The sequence below is a fragment of the Microcoleus pseudofavosus SVA1_A4 genome, assembly GCF_036700565.1.
GTDB lineage: Bacteria > Cyanobacteriota > Cyanobacteriia > Cyanobacteriales > Microcoleaceae > Microcoleus.
On sequence record NZ_JAUBPE010000077.1, the window covers coordinates 21,005 to 37,743 of the forward strand.

Sequence of the window (16,739 nt, forward strand, 5' to 3'; positions counted from 1 at the left end):
ATTGTAATTTAGTTTTAAGGCTTAATTAATTGCTATTGAGAATTGACTAAAACAGGTTCAATCCAAAGCCGTTTACTATCTCGCCAGCGCTTACCCTCACCTGATTCTAACATCCTCCAATGTCCTCGTCTCCAGTGGGTACACGGAGATAAATGAGTTCTTTTCTCTGCGGATAATACCGAGAAAGCTTGATATTTTTTGCCCAACTATCGGGGATATCTGACATTAGAAGAAGTTCGATCTATCCGCTGAAATCCTTTATTTTCTCTCTTGATTTCGGATTCAGTAACCGTCGTCAACAATGACGGTGAAAATTCAAGAGTCAAAAGTACATTTATCACCAAATTTCTGATGCGTTGAAGAAAAGCTTTATCATCGATCGATATGGTATGTTTACCCAAACTTTCATTTTCATCGTAAATCAAAGCACCGTCATTTTTAACCGCAGTTCCTGAAGTCCACACAGTTTCGTTGCTGTCTACTGTGCAAATCTGAAAATACAGACTGTGTTTGAGGTTAAACGGCTCTATTTTAATATCTCTCCATTTGGCTTGATTCCATTCGGGATACTCGTAATCGCTGGAAGAAACTGTCAAATAATCCACTAATCCACCATCGGGTGTATGAATAAACTCTTTGGGTATCGCCAGCATAAAAGTAGGTAGCGATGGCTGCCAGCCCGATAAAATGCCGGGTTTATGAAGTGCATCGGTGCGCTCAAATGCTTCAATCAATTCAGGAGTCAAACAATAAATCGGTGCATCAGTCGCGAACCATAGAGCGGTGCGGTAGCTGTGGATAAATGCTGAAACATCAACTCTAGCGTAGTCCGGTTTACAAGTAGAAAGAGCGAGTGCAGCAATCCCGCTCAAGACTTGCCAGTTGATGTAATTAGGAGGCATTCGGTAAGTGCGATCGGCTCTAATTTGTTTCAGTAAATCCTTGTTCACTTTTTCAAAGGCGATTAGAGTGCGGTTGCGGTTCAGATTATTTGGGTCAAGAATTAGTTATTTCATTGGATTTCCTGTGATAATAGATAAAGCAAAATCCCTGATTAATTCAGAGATTTGGCTAATTTTGATGAATTGGCTTGGCTAAATGGTTCTTAGAATATGACCAACTTGGTCATATAGTTCAGTTCTATCTGTGTAAGTTCCGTAACCTTGACCAACATAGCGACCAGAAATATATAAAATGCACGAATGGCGGTAGTAAGGAAAAAGGTTATCGCCGAGAAAAGGTTGAATATTTTCTCGCTCGTATCTCAGTTTTTTGTTGATTGCCTCGAAAATGTTGAGTTCTGGTTGATTTTTGTCAGGCTCAGGTTCGGGAACTTTGGAGCCATACTTAGGTAGAATTCTAATTGCCATGATTTTTTCACACTAATTGAACTTGAAAAGTTGAGAAAAGTCTCTGAGTAAATTAGAAACTTTTTGATTAAAATTCGTTAATTTCAGTACCTTTAGGAATGAAATAACAATCGTTGAGCCGATCGTTTTCATCTTCGTAAGGATTTAATACAAAGTCGGCGTTAAGGCTAAAAATTTCGGCTTTGCTGGCTCTTATTGCAGAACCTAGCGTTTCTTCTACACCCCAGCTCATGCCAAAGTGTTCGATTGACCATTGCCAGTCGCCCGGTACACCACTAAACCAAGCGCCGCCTCCCTCTTCAGTAATAGGAGTACAAATCGCTGTGAATCCTTCAAAATGTATTTTCATTGTTTGAAAACCTAGGAAAATCAACACTTTATCGCGAAGCGCTTTTATTGAAAGATATGGATGCAGGTATTTACGGTAATACTTGCATCCATAGAACTTAGAAAACTGGATGTTGTCTAAGTCTTAAATCTTGAGGAAATTCGTTGATATCAGTGTGGTTTTTGACTTTGACTTGGTAAGTTGTCATGGCAACACCCTGAATATATTCAATCGAGTCGATCGGATTTGAGCCAAGCTGCTTAACACTGATGGGAACTTGTGCTATTTGACATTGATTTACAATCGATCGCAACCAATCCAGATGACAAACTCGGGCATCGCTAGCTTTTCGCGCTGACTCTCCGCCACAGATTACCCAATCCACCATTGATATGCCTATCCGATGGTCGCCTCGAAATGCGCAGGTCTGGCAGCCGACACAAATACCGAGATATTTACGAAGATCGACACGCTGCAACAACGGCTCACAACTGATAAATTTGATTTGGGCTGAGGTATCTCTAACAGCAAGAATGCGATCGGCTACATCTTGATTTTCGACACTGGTTCCAATCCAGAGATTCTTGAGTGGAAATTGCAAGTTATCGAAGTAGCGTCGAAGGAGTGGCAACGGTTGCCATAATCTTTTTGGGATTTGGTGTTCATGCCAGAAGTTTTGGGATGCTTCGTAGAGTCGATCGGCTGTCAATGCTTTTATATAACGCTTTATAGCTTTGGGACGCTTGCTTAAAAGCTGGAATTGATGTTTACTTGCGATCGCTATTACCGCAAAAATTTGGTCAAGTTCATCCCGCTTAACATTGTGATGTCCGGGGTCACTCATTGATGGAAAAACTAACTGTGGGTTTTTCCATCCAAATGGTTTTAGTAACTGAGACGGCACAAAGACGATCGTACCATCCCACGCCCTAGCTTTTTGATACTGTGAAAATTGTTGAAGTCGCGCTGATTGGGCAAGATTTTTCGCATAACATCTTTCACATCCAGGGCTAATTTCTTCACACCCTACAATTGGATTCCAGGTTTCAGTTGCCCATGAAATTTTAGTAGCCATAATTTCTCCTCATGATTGGTAATTGGTAAATTAAAAAAGGCTAATTACTGAAAAATAATTAGCCCAACAGGATAACACAGAACAGTTTAACGACTTTTTTTTCAGGTTGAATTTAGGTCGGAAGTTTGCTATTATTTCGATTGAAATTGACTATTTTTGTAGGGAAGCCACAGAGCTAATGGGTCAGTGCAGCCGTAGATTCGACTTCTCAGAAAATCCCAGGTAGATTCTGCCAAATCATCCTTTAAGTCAATTTCTGATTTGTCAACTAAAACTAAGGTTAACTTTCGAGCAGTTGGATTGTAATCAGCTTTGATAATTGCTGCTACTGCAATCACCGTATTTTCGATTGAGATGCGGTCAGGACATATTGGATTATTCATTATTTTTTGGTTGTGTTTACTTTCAAGCAAACTGGGGATTTCTCCCCAGTTTTTAGCAGTTCAATTAATGGCAATTAATTGCCATCATTCTCACTAGCATTGAGTAAAAATTGTTTGGATTTAGCACTAGGAGGCAAACTAAGCTGTAAAGCACCGACATTCATGTCGTAAGCCTCCCAAATTTTTGCGTACTGTCCAATTGCGCCAAGAAAAAGTGTTTGAAAGTTTTCTGGCGTTGGCAAGGTAAATTTGTCTACCTTACAGCAGTAAGAGCGGTTGCTACCTTCGCCTTCTTTGATGCCTTTGAATTGCGCTTCAAAGACGCACAACGCTCTCCATCGATCGTTCTTGCTACTAGCTTTTGTTTTAGCCAACTGCGCGAACGTCATTTCCATTGTCATGTAGAAATCTTCGAGAGATTCTAGCAACGACCAAAGCGCAACATTCTTAAACCGGATGCGAATTGGTCTGGTATGCAATAAAGTGTTGTTCGGAGAAAGAAAGAGTATCAGATACTCCGAACAGACTTCCATTGTCTTTTTGTCGATTTTATGGCGATCGTCTTCGTAGAGTCCGACAAACACTCCGCGCATATCACCTAATGCGTCGCTGGTTTTGTAGCGAATGTAAGGTGTCATACATCCAAGAATGACCATTCTTACAGACCCTAAGAACTCGCCTTTACATTTCTCTCCGCTAGCTAACTCAATCTCAGGTAGTGAAGCTGCATCTAGCCCAATCCAGCCAGCTTTGACAGCATTCTTTTCCGGGATAAACAATCCGGCTGGACTGTCGTTGATAACCAGTCCATAAGGCAGTCGAGGGATGCGGGGTGCATTGAATTCTTCTCCCATTATTGACAAATCGAATTGAAACTCAGAACTTACCGACTCAGAAACAGAATCAGAATCAGAAACAGAAACAGAATCAGAATCAGCAGGAGTTTGATTTTTCTTAGTCATGATAGTTGTTGATGAAGTATTGTTGAAGATTGAAAAATTCAAAAAAATTGAATCATTACCCAACAGCGAAGCATTACCCAATTCATTCTAAATTAAGCCAAGGGCTTCAATTAGTGGATATTTGCTTTGTTGTTGGATTAGCGATCGCATTCGATCGCCTAAACCTGGTTTCCCAGCAATTCCAGAGAATTTGTAGTCAAACCATTCTCTATCACTTTCGATCGTTTCAGATGGCTCAAAACTCAATGCTGTGATAACATCACAAAGTTCAAGTTGTTGAACAATCTCAATTTGTTGTCGGTACAATATCCATCGATGAAGTGCATTTGTTGTGCCATTGCTAATAACAGCATGACACCAATTACCTGCTTCATCAAGGAATGTTAATTGTACCCAAAGCTGGGGTGGGATGTAAGGAAAAGGTTTGCCAAAAATTGGCTTTGATGCCGACAAAATTATCATCTTAATGGAGTTTCCATTGTCAAATAATTTACCGTCTTCATCAACATAAATCCTTCCTTCTTTTCGATTAAATCTGTATTTAACTTGCTTCATTTTTACATTCCAAAAGTCATTACAAGAGGGAAAATTTGCAGTCCTATTCAGCCTTACTGCGATCGGCGATAGATATTTAGATAGTTACGTTTTTCAAGTTTTCATCGTAACAAAAATTAATTTGTGATTGATTAATATCTTGAGCAACTTCGAGAGCATATTTCTCAAATTTGTTTTTGGGGTTTCGAGCAGTTGAATGCAACTTAAAGACTTCCCGAGTATCTGTGTGAAATGGGAGAAAATGGAGGTGATAGATTTCTTCAAAATCTGGAGTTTCGAGGTCAAACCTCAGAGCTATGAGCGTTGATAATACGCATTTATCAGGGTTGTCAACTACAAATCCCCAGATTTCTACTAAGGGGATTCGGGCAATTCCTCCAACATTCATACTTCCTGGCTTGATTTTCACGATCGCCATGTCAACTGATGAAAGTTCTTTTTCTGATAAAATTAACTTTCCTTTCAACCTATCTTCTTTGTAACGTACAAATGGTTGTACTTGAAAAGTTGAATTATTTACTACAATTTCTGTCATTACTTTCCAGTTTCCTTTCTAATTCTTCACTAATTTCTCAAGAAATCAACACTCAAAAGCGAAGCATTGATTTCTTAAAATTCACTTCAACAAATTCACTTCAACAAATTCACTTCAAATAAACTGAGAGACTGGGGACTTTATGCTCTGTGTTATTGAGTGCGATCGCCCGTTGTTTCCAAAGCCTTTCTAGATATGCAGAAGTTAGCAACGCTTTCTGTTTTTTTTCTGCTGCTTCTATCATTTCTTGAAGTTCTTCGATATAAGCTTTGTTATTTTTCAGCGCGGTTTTATTCGATCGGCACAATTTTTCGTACTCGCGATCGATGTCTTCATCCAAACGCACAACCGAGGTATTTTTGTCGTCATAGCGTGTGCGTAAGACTAAGGTAATCTTAGCATTTTTATCGTTGTGAACCAAACTTTTACCATTTGGTGAGAGTTTGGATTCTAGAATCTCGAAAGCTTCGATAATTGCGTCAGGTTCGATCGCCTGAACTTCAGTTTTTAGAAATTCAATTTGTTTGCGGATTTCCGCTAGCCTTTTCAAGTAAGTCATGGTAAAATTTCCTCAATTTAGAGTCGGGTGGCGGTTAGTTCTTTCTCAACTAACCGCTTTTTTTGCTACCAATTCATAGCTTCTTAGAGAGTTGCCTTAATAGGGTCAGATGGTAATTGTTGATTTCGATTTCTGTGTGCGATGTACTCGGAAATATCTTGAGAAAATTCTCCTGAATTGATGCGAGCATCCATTTCTGCATACATATTTCTGTACCTTTCATCATTTTCTGCCTGATAATCCTCATCTTCTCGCAAGTCAGTGGCTTCCTGTAAAGCATCAAAGGGTAGATTGCGATAGAAATGTTTTGGTTCCTGATTCAGAAACCATTCAGGTTGCATTTCGATCGACTCCAGATTGTTTTCGATCCATTTGAGAAAAGCGAACTTTACCTGTTCTTCCGTAAATAAAGAGCACTGTTGGCAGTCCGTCGCCCAGAGTCGCTGAACAATCTCATCAACATTGATAAGTTTCCCGATAGTATCAGCAAGAATTTCGTTATTTGTTCTGGAATTTGTTACAATCATGATGTTTCACCTGCAAGTAATCATCACTCCAAAGCGAAGCATAACTACGTGGGTTTTGCTTTGGAGTTTTTTGTTTGTTTATTCAGAAATTTGTGCTAAAAAATTAACAGTCGATCAGTTTAATCGACCGATCGACTGTTAATTTTTTAGTTTAAGAAAAAGTCATCTGCTGAAGGACTTCTGACAAATGCTTTATTTTCTTCTTCAAATGATGCTATTTCTTCAGCAGTAAATTTTTGATTTTTACCGTTTTCATCAATGTAGTCGTAATCTTGATCTTCACCGAGTTGGCGTTGAGATTGAGGTTCAAATTGAGGTTGAGTATTCATGTGAAAAATTTGTAAGCAACGCTACCTTACAGCGAAGCTCTCACTCAAAATTAACTGTGCTTCGACTTCGATCGTAAAAAAAATAGCAATGTTTTAGTTCGTAGTGAATTAAAACATTGCTACTTTGCCTACCATTCTGTGCAACTTATCTGTGCCTCGGACATAAATCGACCGTCACTAAACTCGTAAATCCAGCCTGTGGGGATTACTGGAGCTTCATCGGGTATATAATGCCGAGAAACTACATAATTGTTAATTTTGTACTCTGGAATCGGGATTGCCCAATCAGCTCCAGTATTCCATTCAAGAGAGGCGTAATCTTCGATCTCAGTTTTCTCAATCGACATAAGTAACTTTTGGGTAACAACACTCCCTTATAGCGAAGCGCTTTTACCCAAAAACTTGAGATTGAGCCAAGCAATTCAGCTTTTGTGATTTATTTTCTTGTTCAGAGCTAAGGCAAATTAACTCGAAAAACGTTAGTTTCAGCTTCAATGACGTTGTAAATATTGTTGGTCATGTGTTCGACTTTGGCTTTAAACCAACGCACAAACCCTAATTTGACATCAGAATATTCGTGCATCTGACAGTCGCAGATGCAGCGAAATTGAAGTGTTTGTACGATCGCTCCAACATCGACTATCTTTTCAAGTTTGGAAAGATAATCGATATCCTCTTCTGACCAAGTTTGCGATGCCTTGAGCCTCGCACTGAGCGTAGCCGAAGGGTAGCCGAAGGGTTGTTGCATTCAGAAACACAAACGGAATATCACTCCCTCACAGCGAAGCATTATTCTGTTTCTGTTTCTGAATGATTTCTAAACTGTTTCTGTTTCTGTTTCTGTTTCTGTTTCTGTTTCTGTTTCTATGTTGGTTTGAGCGAAGGAATTGAGAAGATAAAGGAGGCTAGCAGCAGCGACGGTAGTATATTTGGTGGTTTGTGGTTTGCCGTCATTTGTATCGGGATTTGTATCAGGAAGAACTCGCTTGATTAAGTAAGAGCTGTCGGAGATGCGATCGCAACTGAGAATGTCTCCACGTTCGATCGCACCCTTTGCTAGTTTCGTGATTCGAGCATGAATGTGGCTCATTACTACTTTTTTCTTCATGATTTTGCCTTGGTAAGTGTGTGATTTTGAACAATCCCCCTTTTTAAGGGGGGAATATGGCGTAATAGCTAGAAAAGTGACAATTGTTGATAAGCGGGTTCAATGATTACGAACCGAGATTCAGCAGGGATGTACTGATAAATGAGGAGATTGCGATTGCGGGCCATCTTGAAAGTTGAGGCAGTTCCCCCTCCAACGCCGTGAGGATCGCCGGAGAAAACTGCTAGGCAAATGTCCGATCGGTTGACCATCCACTGATTCCGAGCCTGCATAACACCAGCGCTGTAGTTTTGATAAAGGCATCTCTGTTCTGTGGCTTGTTCCAGCAATTTCTTGTAATGGCTTTGCTGATGTGGTTTCCAAAGTTTGTGTTGATCAGCGCAAGGAATCACGGCTGTCCATTTGAGTTTACGCCGAACTAAAATCTCGGCTGCAATTTGGTCGGTGCCGAGTGCCATTCCACAGTAGAATTGAGACACACCTTGATTGAGCGCCATTGTAATAAGTTTGTCAACTTTAATGTCATACTCAAACCAACGATGACCCGTTATCATTGCTGTGTGGTATTCTTTCGTATCAAATGCTTCCTCAAAATTGTACTGAGTTTCGCGCTTGAGAGTTCGATCGACACGTTGAAGTAACGCTGGAATTTTGCTTGCTGCCATGAGTTGTTGCCTGAAAAGAATCAACAACTCATAGCGAAGCATTACTTATTTCTGTGGCTAATAAACTTGGCGAATGGTTAAGTTTAATCTCCCGTTATTCTTGAGTAAATTGGAGGTTTTTGGTAGAATTCTTTGAACTCCGTGATAAGCTAAACGGCTGTCACCGTGGAGGATGAGAACATCGCCCGATCGTAAGAGGATGCCTTCGACTGGATCTTTGCGACTGCGGTTGCTGCCGATGACAAAACTGCAATCGTCGCCTAGAGATATTGAAATAATGCAGGGTTTTAGATTTGGCTCAGTGTTATCTTGGTGCAAACCTAACTTACTTTTGGTGGTGGCTGAGTAAAAGTTGATTAAGCAAGTTTCTGGCTGGTAATCAAATTCACCAACTAATTTGGCTAAATTTTGAGCAATGTCTATCAACTCTGTCGGCATTGCTGCGAATGGCTGATTATTTACTGGATTGATGGAGGAATAACGATAGCCTTTTCGATCGGATAGCCAGCCAACAATTCCGCAACTGGTTTGGCTACAGTTAAATTGCTGGCCACTGGGCATGACAGGAATTGTCATTCCGCCATTGGATTTGGCTATATTTCGAGTAAGTTCAACGAGATTGTGTTGTTCAGAAACGGAAAAATAGTTTTTGAGGTGCAGCATAATTTTTGGGTAATGGCAAATCTTTGTGTGGGTCTAAAAAAAATCTCTAGCACCCGCTAGAGATTTTCTACTTTGGCTTTGCTATTTACACTCATTATCTTGCTTAATCACAACTTCGCCCAGATTGCCATGAGCTCCGCCTCTAACTAAACAAAATTTCTTTCTTGTCCAGGGGTGGCTAAATACAATCGTTCCATGCTGGCCATAACTGCCACCAATTCCGCTATTGGTTTCACTACTCCAACTAATCAAGGTTGCTACATTGCTGCCTGCTTTGCCTGCAACTTTCGCATCAATACCTCTAAAAGTAGATTTGATATCTACACCGCTGGGTAATGGTACTTTAGTTCTACAAACTCCGCTTAAACACTCTGCAATTGCTGGTTTATCACCTGTAAAAATGGCTACGCTTCTAACTTCGCCATAATTTACAATTGCATCGTATCTGCTTTGTTTGGCTGTTTGAATTAGCTGGACATGAGCTGCTGTAACTTTTGCATAACCTATCAATGCTGTTCCACCCAACATTGCTACTGCTGCTAATTCACCAGCAATTACGATCGATACCAAAGATTCAACTAAATTAGCCATGAGAAATACCTGAATAACGACAGTGAGCTGTATTTACAGCTCACTCTCTTATCGCGAAGCGCCCTCACCAACAAACTTCAATTGCTTCTTTTCTTAATTATTCAAAAAGCCCCAGCATCCATTACAGACACTGAGGCTTTTCTAGATTTAAGTTCGATCGCTTCGATTTAATCGCAAGCTACGAAACTAGAATTCGTCATTTCTATTGGCATATTCTTTCTTGTTTGCATAATATTCAGCACGAATTTCCATCAATTCTTCAGTTGAATATCCAAACTGTTTGACGAATTCCAGGATTTCTGGCAGTTTCATTGAATGGATTTTGTACTCTAGCCATTCAACTTTGAAAATCTCATACAAATCTAAGCCTTTGAGATCCGTATCATTCTCAGACTTAAATTGTCCCCAAGCCATGATCCGAATAGCATCCCGCAAGTTAGCAGCTTCTTTCTCGGATTTGGTCAAGATTGTAATAGCCATAATAACCCTCTAGGTAAAGTACACAAACGAAATTTCTAAATCAATCCCTTATGGCGAAGCCCTAAAAAACGGTTAACTTTGCGGTTGCTTCTTTCTTTAAAAAATTAGAAAATAAGACTTAAATATTCTGGATTGCTCCAAAATATTTAAGTCTTATTCTACCATTCGATCGGCTCTGTCATTTGCGATCGATAACCTTTGGTTTGGTTCAATTGCCACAAAACTAAACTAAATCTTTCCTCACTCATGATGCGAGGAACAGAATGGATTTGCTTACAATTAAACTTCACAATTTCACCGTCATCTAACACACAGCTTTTTCCATCAACGACAAACTCTGCAATGCCAATATTTAGGGAAACTGCGATCGGTTGTGCATAGCCATGATCGCGATGATCGGCAATCAATCCACAACTACCACCTCTTTCCTTGCCATGATAAGTCAACAAACCTATATCACAGCCTGGATAAAGCCTCTGGCAAAGTTGATACAACCTTTCGTCATAAAACCCAAGGCTGACTTGTCCGTTGCCAAGATGGACTTTATTAAATAACCAAAGTTCTAACCTTTTATTGGTCAAACTACTGTGACTATATTCCATTTCTGCAACTAAACCTCTCAAATACTCTTTAAATTCAGAGAGATTGGGGATAACTTTCTTCATCTTTTCCATGATACTAGGCTCTTAACGACAATATTTCACTCACCTCCCTACCGCGAAGCGATCCTAACAGATAACTCTCTGTAGATTCTTCTCTTTCGATCGATGATGGAAAGTACAAACTCTCCACCATCAATCTTTGCTAATTTAGGCTAAAACGCATCCTCAACATCGTACTCTTCTTGTTGAGAGGAAACATTGCCATTGACATTACCATTGCCATTGCTATTGCCATTTAATGTTCTGTTGGATTTCCCAGCAGCAGCCGTAGTTTTATTGGCATAGTATTTCGATCGAATGCCCAACAATTCTGCTTCGGAAAATTCTAGACTTTTAGCAAAAGCGAGAAGTTCTTCGTAAGTTTTGTCATGAATGTCTTCAACTTTCCACTCTGCATCGAATATCGCATAACCACCATATTCAAGATTCTTGAGTTCTTCTTTGTTAGTAGCTTTGTACTCTTCCCATGCAAGAATACGAAGTGCATCAATTAACAAACTACGCTTTTTAGCAGTCTTGGACATAAAAGTAATAGCCATGATGAAATTCCTTTGATAATGGATTGTGGAAAAGATAGAAAATCTACCTCAACTCTCTATCGCAAAGCGCCCTCACCGATATTTTTCTGGGAAAGTTTCCTATTAAATTGAATTTGACAGAACTAGAACGCGATCGTAATTGAGGCAAAAGAAAATCCCGAAAAGCTCCGGGATAAACTTTACCAAGTAGCAGATTCAAAGTTATCTGCATATCCAGTTTGAATGTTACCGTCTTCGTCTTCCCACATGAACTCAAAAACCATATAAGGTCCTGAAGACAGCTTCATTTCTTCTATCCTGCTGTAATTGTCTCCGTAAGTAGTAGTGTAAAAACCTTGAAACTCCAATCTGTCACCGTTGCGACAGAGAGGGATTTCACAAGAGAAATAGGTATCACCTTCACCATCATTATGTACCCAAACTCCTTCTTCAAAACGACAATAACGACCTACTCGATCGTTAATTCCAAACTCTCTGTAAGACGCACGGCTAGGATTAGAAACTGCTATTTTCTTTTTCATTTCAATTACGGGTAAATTTACTCGCACTCTCACCGCGAAGCGATCTAAGTTGCTAAGACTTTCCGTACTCGAATTTAAACTTGCCGACAAACTATCGATCGGCAAGTTTAAAACTTAGAAAAATAACCCTTAATTGTGCAGTTTCGGTACTATGCAATAAACGTGAACTAATCCTTACTCAGAAAGATTTCTGGCGGATAAGGTTGTGCAATCGAGTAATAACATTCTCTGATCGTCAACAGTTGTTCGACTGAGAAACCTCTTTCTGTTGCTAATTGAGTTAGTTGACTCAAATCCATCGATCGAATCTTACTCTGTCTCCAGCGACTGTAGAATCTGGTGTAACGCTGGTTTAAATCTTCACGAATCTGAGGATTTGTCTCAAACACCTCCCATGCGAGCACACGGAAGGCATCACGTAGGCGTAGAGTTGTCTGTTCTGTTTCTGAATCAATCTGAATCATGGTAGTAGAAGTAGAAGTAGGTTAGGTTTCTGACTGGCTGTTTAGTAATGCTTGGATAGAAAAGCCTTTCTCCATGAGATACCAAACAGTTCGATAGTAATCCATCGAATGAATTTGATGAATTTGCCAACGTTTGTTAAACTCGGCTTCACTCATCTGTTCGTGGTAATGTTCCCAAGCTAACGATTTGAAAGCCAACTTTAGCTTTTTAGTGATTTCCGATTTCTCACGTTCAGATTCAAAAACTTGTCGTTCACGTTCGTTTGGATACATCTTTTCTTACTGCTGTTGTTGGTGTTGGGGAAAAAGGTCATTAAGAAGCTTGATAAGAGTTTGTTTGTTCTCGATCGACACCTTCAGTGCGTAAGGAAACAGCGCATCATTTTCGGTAAGAAACTTAACTTTGCCACTCAAATTAGATGCAGGGAATGCTACTTGAAGAGAGGTTGCTCTAGGAGTGAGAACCAGTTGATATCTTTTGTCCCGTTTGTTTTTGTAACCAACATATTGTTCTGTGTAGCACCGGACTAACTGAGTATTCTTTGCTAACCAAGTTTCTGCGATCGAAAACAAAGTTGTTCCACCTTGAATCGTTTTAATGTCAGTAGAAATTAATTGAGGTACACCGTCAACAACTTCAAATCGTTGAACCACATCGTAAACTATTTTGTCAGACATAAGAATTGTGTGTGAATTAGATAGTGTGGATAGTCTAAGTTTCTCCTCAACTCAAAAAGTAGTGAAGAGAAACTTAGGTCTTAGGTTTTAGGTAGTTGAATGGTCAGCTACTTTTTCTGGCAGCGAATTACTTCAGCAACAAACTCAGGATTTAAGCCACGTACTTTAATTTCAAACGGGAAATCTTTAATCCGCTTGGCTTTTCTGGGTTCGGCTTCTTTCGGGAGTGTGTAACCGCCAACTGTAGCTACCAAGTTTAGATATGTAGTAGCCTCAGTTTTCGATCGAATGCCTATGTAAGTGATGAATGATTCAAATCCTGAAGCAGCATCCGGCATTTCTTGCCAATTGAATTGATTATTGGTTGTACCGACAATCGTGATTCGATCGCTCAATTTTACTACAACGTAACTGCCGTGTGGTGATGTTTCAATAACTTCACCTTCAACGCCTGAAAAATTGATTTTGTCCATAATTAAGTTCCTAAGTAAACAACTCAAAACTTCATAGCGAAGCAAAACACCAACAACCTTAGAAATAGTTTTTAATTCCGTTTCTGTGATTGCTAGTGTTTCTGATGTTTCTATGATTTTTGTAGCTATAGCTAAGCAGAATGAGAATGAGGATAATGCTGTAGAGTTTGCACAAGATATTCAGGAGAAAGCCCGATCGCTCTCACTTCATAGTGATAGCCACGGACGAACCTCGAAACAAAGGCATCAGTGTTGGGAGTTCCGCCAGCTTTAATAATCTGGGATTTGATAAGTTCGGTTTCCTGGTAGGTGTGTGCGCCTACATACAGGACAAACCGTTTTGATAGAAAACCTTTCAGATTGTCCGTTGTTTCATTCCAAGTAAATTGGCTTGTGTAAACGCCTTTGACAGCGATTCGATCGGATAACCGGAAAATAAAACAGCCGTGGTGCGGGGACAACGCCAACACCTCAGCTTGAATTCCACCGAAATTCATTTTTTGCATTTCACTAATCCTGTAATTCAACCATTCACCAATTCAACGCTTTAGAGCGAAGCATACACCTCTTCTGTCTCTGTTGTGGTAGCAGATACAGGATATGGAACAAACGACTTGAAACGGGATTGATGTTGAATTATGTGCTGATTACCGATAGATCGAAAAACTTCTTTGACATTCTTGAGGCGAAGATGCTGAAGATTTAATGAACCTTGCGAATACTCTTGCCATAATCCTTGCTGGTACAGGTGCAGGCACATATAGAAAGCGTAATCTGGCAAAACTAACACTGGACATTTGATGCCTGTAAGATAAGGCTGAAATTCCTTAACTGGTTTCCCTAACTTATTTTTGCTACCTTTATTTATCAGCCACAAATCCGCTTCAGGGAAATTGTTTTTTACAATCCAGTCAAACAGTGATACGTTTTCCATTTCGTTTTGGGAATAACATCACTTTCCCAAAACGAAGTATTTTCATTCTCACACGTATATAGCCTGTATCTGCACCTGTATGTACCTGTACCTGTATGTATGTGTACCGGGCGTGCACATGACCGTCACATGAGCATCACATAAGGGAAACAGGAACTGAAAACGCTCCTGTTTCCGGGTTAGGAGTTACCAGAAAATGCTGATAAACTCACCGCTGTGAAGAATCTCAGTGGAATCGCCATTTTCGTCAATAACTATGTAGGTAAAAGTTTGGTTGACATGGTTAGTTAAATTCATCGTTACAACCTGAACAATTCCAATAGAGGTATTGTACAAACTACCAACCTAGATGCGATCTAAATTCTGACATAACGGCAGCTCACAGTGAAAATACATTTCCCCGTCGCTGTTCTTGTAAATGAAAACACCATCGCGCCATTTACAATGTCTGGCAATTCTATCAGAGATACCAAAATTAGCAGATTGTAGCCTATAAAGTGCGATTACTCTCATAGTAGTTACCTTTCTAAAATTTGCCCCTTAAGGCGAAGCCTTCAAGAATCTCATTACTTAACCGCTTGTTTCAACAAAAAAAAGGCTACACCTTTGGAGGGGCAGCACAGCAATCTCTTTCTGCAAATCTGGCAATTCAGGACAAGTTACTTGCAGATCAATTCTGTTTCTGAATCTGTTTCTGTTACCGTTTTGTTACGGTAACACTTTCTGTTTTTGTTTCTGTTGTTTTTGTTAAGGAAGAGTTTTTCCAGGGAGCAAAGATTTCGGTATCCTGAAAAAGCTCTTGAGGACTGATGGTAGAGTTAGGACGTTTCAGGATGCCTTTATCTCGGTAAAGTGGCTGTTCATCCAGAGCATAAGCAACAAGTTCGCTGCATATCCATTTATCAGGATGCTCAAGCATATTGCTTAACAGTTCCTCCAACTTTCCAGTCAGCAGCCGATCGAGCATCCGCCCAGCGAAACTGCCTGAGAGTCCCTGGGTTAAGATTGCGCCGAAATCGTAGTGCTTGCCGACTTCGAGACTGGCTTTGTGTGCGATGGCATAACCTACCGCATCGTTGAAAAATATTGGTTTACGGAAGAAAATTTGACAGTTAGGGTCATTGAAGTATTTGCTTAATGTGCAAACTTTGACTGTGTTATTTACCATGTCCGCTTCAATACATTGATCCTCACCTACGACAATCAAAGTATGAGTTACATGGATATCGCTGATCATGTCCCAACCTGTAAAATAAGCGATGCCGAGAGATGTTACGTCCGCTCCTTTGTTGAGAAATCCTATGTACCCAGTTTTATAGTTGACTTCATAATCCGGGGCTATGTCTGTTACTTGGATTGCTGGCTTATCAGGAGATTGTGTTGTAAACATGAGGCTATACTCCAACTAAATTAGTTAGAGTATAGCAGTTTTTAACTGTTAATTATCGGGTATTCTGACCAATACCATTCCAAGAATCTTTTGATGAATTGAGCAGTAGATAAGTCATACGAACTCACATACCAAAGAAATAGAGGCTCATTTCTAACTCTTTCACAGAAACGAATAATGCGTGTGTTAACTGTTCTGGTTTCAAATTGATTCCACAGAATCTGACGTTTTTCTTCGGCTGTTTTACCCTCAAAGAAGGTTGCTATGTTAATTAATCCCTTACTCTGCTTTCTTGACCAAGTAGATAATGCAAATTCTTTCCCTTCATAACCAACGGAGTAATGACTTTTGAGAAGGTTATCATCAACTCGCTTACCGTTTCGATGCGCTACGCGCCCGCAAGCTACGAAATAGGTTCCCTCCCGTCTGTTGACATCATAAGGAAAAAGACTGATTGGATTGATGTGAATTTCTGACATGATTATCGTTGATATTAAAAGTAGTGTTTTGTTAGTCGTTTCCTGATTGTGAAGCACTTAACCAACAAACTACGTTAGCCTAGAAATACTGAGTTTCTAGGCTAACGTAATTGCTATATCTGATTTGCCAAATAATCAACGCATCTGGCAATAAGTTCAGCATGGGAACGATCGGAAATATAAATCAACTTCAATCTACCTTTATCTCGGTAAACTTCAGCTAATTCCATAATCGCTCGAAAGATATCTGAATCAGAAACTAAATAAGGCTCATAGAAACCTTTTAGTCCTTTGCGGAAATACTTCGGTAAATGCTGTTGGATTTGTTGCCATAGCATTTGCCGATACTCTTCAACAGAAAACTTACCTCGCCACAGTGGAGAGTTATCTAGGGGAGCATCCCGGTTTTGCAAAAGCCTCAAATAGCCAAGAGGTCGTTGAGGTAAGCACAACGAAGTTTTAGCATTTG

At 39.9% G+C, this 16,739-nt stretch carries 31 protein-coding genes; all 31 read right to left on the reverse strand.

Annotated elements, in window-relative coordinates; genetic code table 11:
* Window positions 1-32: 32 nt before the first annotated feature.
* Window positions 33-206: an AcrVA2 family anti-CRISPR protein gene (locus QUA02_RS33850; protein WP_510182600.1), complete on the reverse strand. Its 174-nt coding sequence runs from the start codon at window positions 204-206 to the stop codon at window positions 33-35.
* Entirely contained in the window at window positions 207-950 is a 744-nt protein-coding gene (locus tag QUA02_RS26515) for a hypothetical protein (protein ID WP_333032214.1), read from the reverse strand.
* Window positions 951-1,094: 144 nt separating this feature from the next.
* Window positions 1,095-1,370 carry a hypothetical protein gene (locus tag QUA02_RS26520; protein WP_333032215.1) on the reverse strand — a complete coding sequence of 92 codons (276 nt, stop codon included), beginning with the start codon at window positions 1,368-1,370 and terminating at the stop codon, window positions 1,095-1,097.
* Window positions 1,371-1,437: 67 nt separating this feature from the next.
* A complete protein-coding gene (locus QUA02_RS26525) occupies window positions 1,438-1,719 on the reverse strand; it encodes a hypothetical protein (protein WP_333032217.1) in 282 nt (93 codons plus the stop codon).
* Between the two features lie 97 nt (window positions 1,720-1,816).
* Entirely contained in the window at window positions 1,817-2,773 is a 957-nt protein-coding gene (locus QUA02_RS26530; RefSeq protein WP_333032218.1) for a DUF5131 family protein, read from the reverse strand.
* A gap of 131 nt (window positions 2,774-2,904) precedes the next feature.
* On the reverse strand, window positions 2,905-3,156 hold the full coding sequence (locus QUA02_RS26535; protein ID WP_333032220.1) for a hypothetical protein: 252 nt from the start codon (window positions 3,154-3,156) through the stop codon (window positions 2,905-2,907).
* A 74-nt stretch (window positions 3,157-3,230) separates the two neighbouring features.
* A complete protein-coding gene (locus QUA02_RS26540) occupies window positions 3,231-4,118 on the reverse strand; it encodes a DUF5895 domain-containing protein (protein ID WP_333032223.1) in 888 nt (295 codons plus the stop codon).
* An 87-nt stretch (window positions 4,119-4,205) separates the two neighbouring features.
* A complete protein-coding gene (locus QUA02_RS26545) occupies window positions 4,206-4,673 on the reverse strand; it encodes a hypothetical protein (RefSeq protein ID WP_333032226.1) in 468 nt (155 codons plus the stop codon).
* Window positions 4,674-4,749: 76 nt separating this feature from the next.
* The gene (locus tag QUA02_RS26550) at window positions 4,750-5,208 is read right to left on the reverse strand and encodes a hypothetical protein (RefSeq protein WP_333032228.1); all 459 of its coding nucleotides are present in this window, start codon (window positions 5,206-5,208) and stop codon (window positions 4,750-4,752) included.
* A gap of 109 nt (window positions 5,209-5,317) precedes the next feature.
* Window positions 5,318-5,767, reverse strand: coding sequence for a hypothetical protein (locus QUA02_RS26555; protein WP_333032230.1), 450 nt, complete (start codon window positions 5,765-5,767; stop codon window positions 5,318-5,320).
* 83 nt (window positions 5,768-5,850) lie between these two features.
* The gene (locus QUA02_RS26560; RefSeq protein ID WP_333032231.1) at window positions 5,851-6,294 is read right to left on the reverse strand and encodes a hypothetical protein; all 444 of its coding nucleotides are present in this window, start codon (window positions 6,292-6,294) and stop codon (window positions 5,851-5,853) included.
* 146 nt (window positions 6,295-6,440) lie between these two features.
* Window positions 6,441-6,623 carry a hypothetical protein gene (locus tag QUA02_RS26565; protein WP_333032233.1) on the reverse strand — a complete coding sequence of 61 codons (183 nt, stop codon included), beginning with the start codon at window positions 6,621-6,623 and terminating at the stop codon, window positions 6,441-6,443.
* Window positions 6,624-6,751: 128 nt separating this feature from the next.
* Window positions 6,752-6,970, reverse strand: coding sequence for a hypothetical protein (locus QUA02_RS26570; RefSeq protein WP_333032235.1), 219 nt, complete (start codon window positions 6,968-6,970; stop codon window positions 6,752-6,754).
* A gap of 107 nt (window positions 6,971-7,077) precedes the next feature.
* On the reverse strand, window positions 7,078-7,371 hold the full coding sequence (locus QUA02_RS26575) for a hypothetical protein (protein ID WP_333032236.1): 294 nt from the start codon (window positions 7,369-7,371) through the stop codon (window positions 7,078-7,080).
* A 69-nt stretch (window positions 7,372-7,440) separates the two neighbouring features.
* Window positions 7,441-7,731 carry a hypothetical protein gene (locus tag QUA02_RS26580; protein ID WP_333032237.1) on the reverse strand — a complete coding sequence of 97 codons (291 nt, stop codon included), beginning with the start codon at window positions 7,729-7,731 and terminating at the stop codon, window positions 7,441-7,443.
* Between the two features lie 68 nt (window positions 7,732-7,799).
* Window positions 7,800-8,396 carry an SLOG family protein gene (locus tag QUA02_RS26585; RefSeq protein ID WP_333032239.1) on the reverse strand — a complete coding sequence of 199 codons (597 nt, stop codon included), beginning with the start codon at window positions 8,394-8,396 and terminating at the stop codon, window positions 7,800-7,802.
* 57 nt (window positions 8,397-8,453) lie between these two features.
* Window positions 8,454-9,059 carry an alpha-ketoglutarate-dependent dioxygenase AlkB gene (locus tag QUA02_RS26590; protein WP_333032242.1) on the reverse strand — a complete coding sequence of 202 codons (606 nt, stop codon included), beginning with the start codon at window positions 9,057-9,059 and terminating at the stop codon, window positions 8,454-8,456.
* Window positions 9,060-9,140: 81 nt separating this feature from the next.
* A complete protein-coding gene (locus QUA02_RS26595) occupies window positions 9,141-9,650 on the reverse strand; it encodes a hypothetical protein (protein ID WP_333032244.1) in 510 nt (169 codons plus the stop codon).
* A gap of 186 nt (window positions 9,651-9,836) precedes the next feature.
* Window positions 9,837-10,130, reverse strand: a complete 294-nt coding sequence (locus tag QUA02_RS26600) for a hypothetical protein (protein WP_333032245.1) — start codon at window positions 10,128-10,130, stop codon at window positions 9,837-9,839.
* A 158-nt stretch (window positions 10,131-10,288) separates the two neighbouring features.
* Window positions 10,289-10,804 carry a hypothetical protein gene (locus tag QUA02_RS26605; RefSeq protein ID WP_333032247.1) on the reverse strand — a complete coding sequence of 172 codons (516 nt, stop codon included), beginning with the start codon at window positions 10,802-10,804 and terminating at the stop codon, window positions 10,289-10,291.
* A 140-nt stretch (window positions 10,805-10,944) separates the two neighbouring features.
* Window positions 10,945-11,316, reverse strand: coding sequence for a hypothetical protein (locus QUA02_RS26610; protein ID WP_333032248.1), 372 nt, complete (start codon window positions 11,314-11,316; stop codon window positions 10,945-10,947).
* 194 nt (window positions 11,317-11,510) lie between these two features.
* Complete coding sequence (locus QUA02_RS26615; protein WP_333032251.1) at window positions 11,511-11,957, reverse strand: hypothetical protein; 447 nt, start codon at window positions 11,955-11,957, stop codon at window positions 11,511-11,513.
* A 62-nt stretch (window positions 11,958-12,019) separates the two neighbouring features.
* Complete coding sequence (locus QUA02_RS26620; protein WP_333032254.1) at window positions 12,020-12,316, reverse strand: hypothetical protein; 297 nt, start codon at window positions 12,314-12,316, stop codon at window positions 12,020-12,022.
* Between the two features lie 21 nt (window positions 12,317-12,337).
* Complete coding sequence (locus QUA02_RS26625) at window positions 12,338-12,589, reverse strand: hypothetical protein (protein ID WP_333032255.1); 252 nt, start codon at window positions 12,587-12,589, stop codon at window positions 12,338-12,340.
* Between the two features lie 6 nt (window positions 12,590-12,595).
* On the reverse strand, window positions 12,596-12,994 hold the full coding sequence (locus QUA02_RS26630; protein ID WP_333032256.1) for a hypothetical protein: 399 nt from the start codon (window positions 12,992-12,994) through the stop codon (window positions 12,596-12,598).
* Between the two features lie 107 nt (window positions 12,995-13,101).
* A complete protein-coding gene (locus tag QUA02_RS26635; protein WP_333032258.1) occupies window positions 13,102-13,467 on the reverse strand; it encodes a hypothetical protein in 366 nt (121 codons plus the stop codon).
* Between the two features lie 131 nt (window positions 13,468-13,598).
* Window positions 13,599-13,973, reverse strand: a complete 375-nt coding sequence (locus QUA02_RS26640) for a hypothetical protein (RefSeq protein ID WP_333032259.1) — start codon at window positions 13,971-13,973, stop codon at window positions 13,599-13,601.
* 41 nt (window positions 13,974-14,014) lie between these two features.
* On the reverse strand, window positions 14,015-14,401 hold the full coding sequence (locus QUA02_RS26645) for a hypothetical protein (RefSeq protein WP_333032260.1): 387 nt from the start codon (window positions 14,399-14,401) through the stop codon (window positions 14,015-14,017).
* Window positions 14,402-15,098: 697 nt separating this feature from the next.
* Window positions 15,099-15,791, reverse strand: a complete 693-nt coding sequence (locus QUA02_RS26650) for a hypothetical protein (protein ID WP_333032261.1) — start codon at window positions 15,789-15,791, stop codon at window positions 15,099-15,101.
* Window positions 15,792-15,832: 41 nt separating this feature from the next.
* A complete protein-coding gene (locus tag QUA02_RS26655) occupies window positions 15,833-16,270 on the reverse strand; it encodes a hypothetical protein (RefSeq protein WP_333032262.1) in 438 nt (145 codons plus the stop codon).
* Between the two features lie 113 nt (window positions 16,271-16,383).
* Window positions 16,384-16,739 (reverse strand): hypothetical protein (locus QUA02_RS26660; protein ID WP_333032263.1); only part of this gene is annotated, 356 nt, incomplete at its 5' end.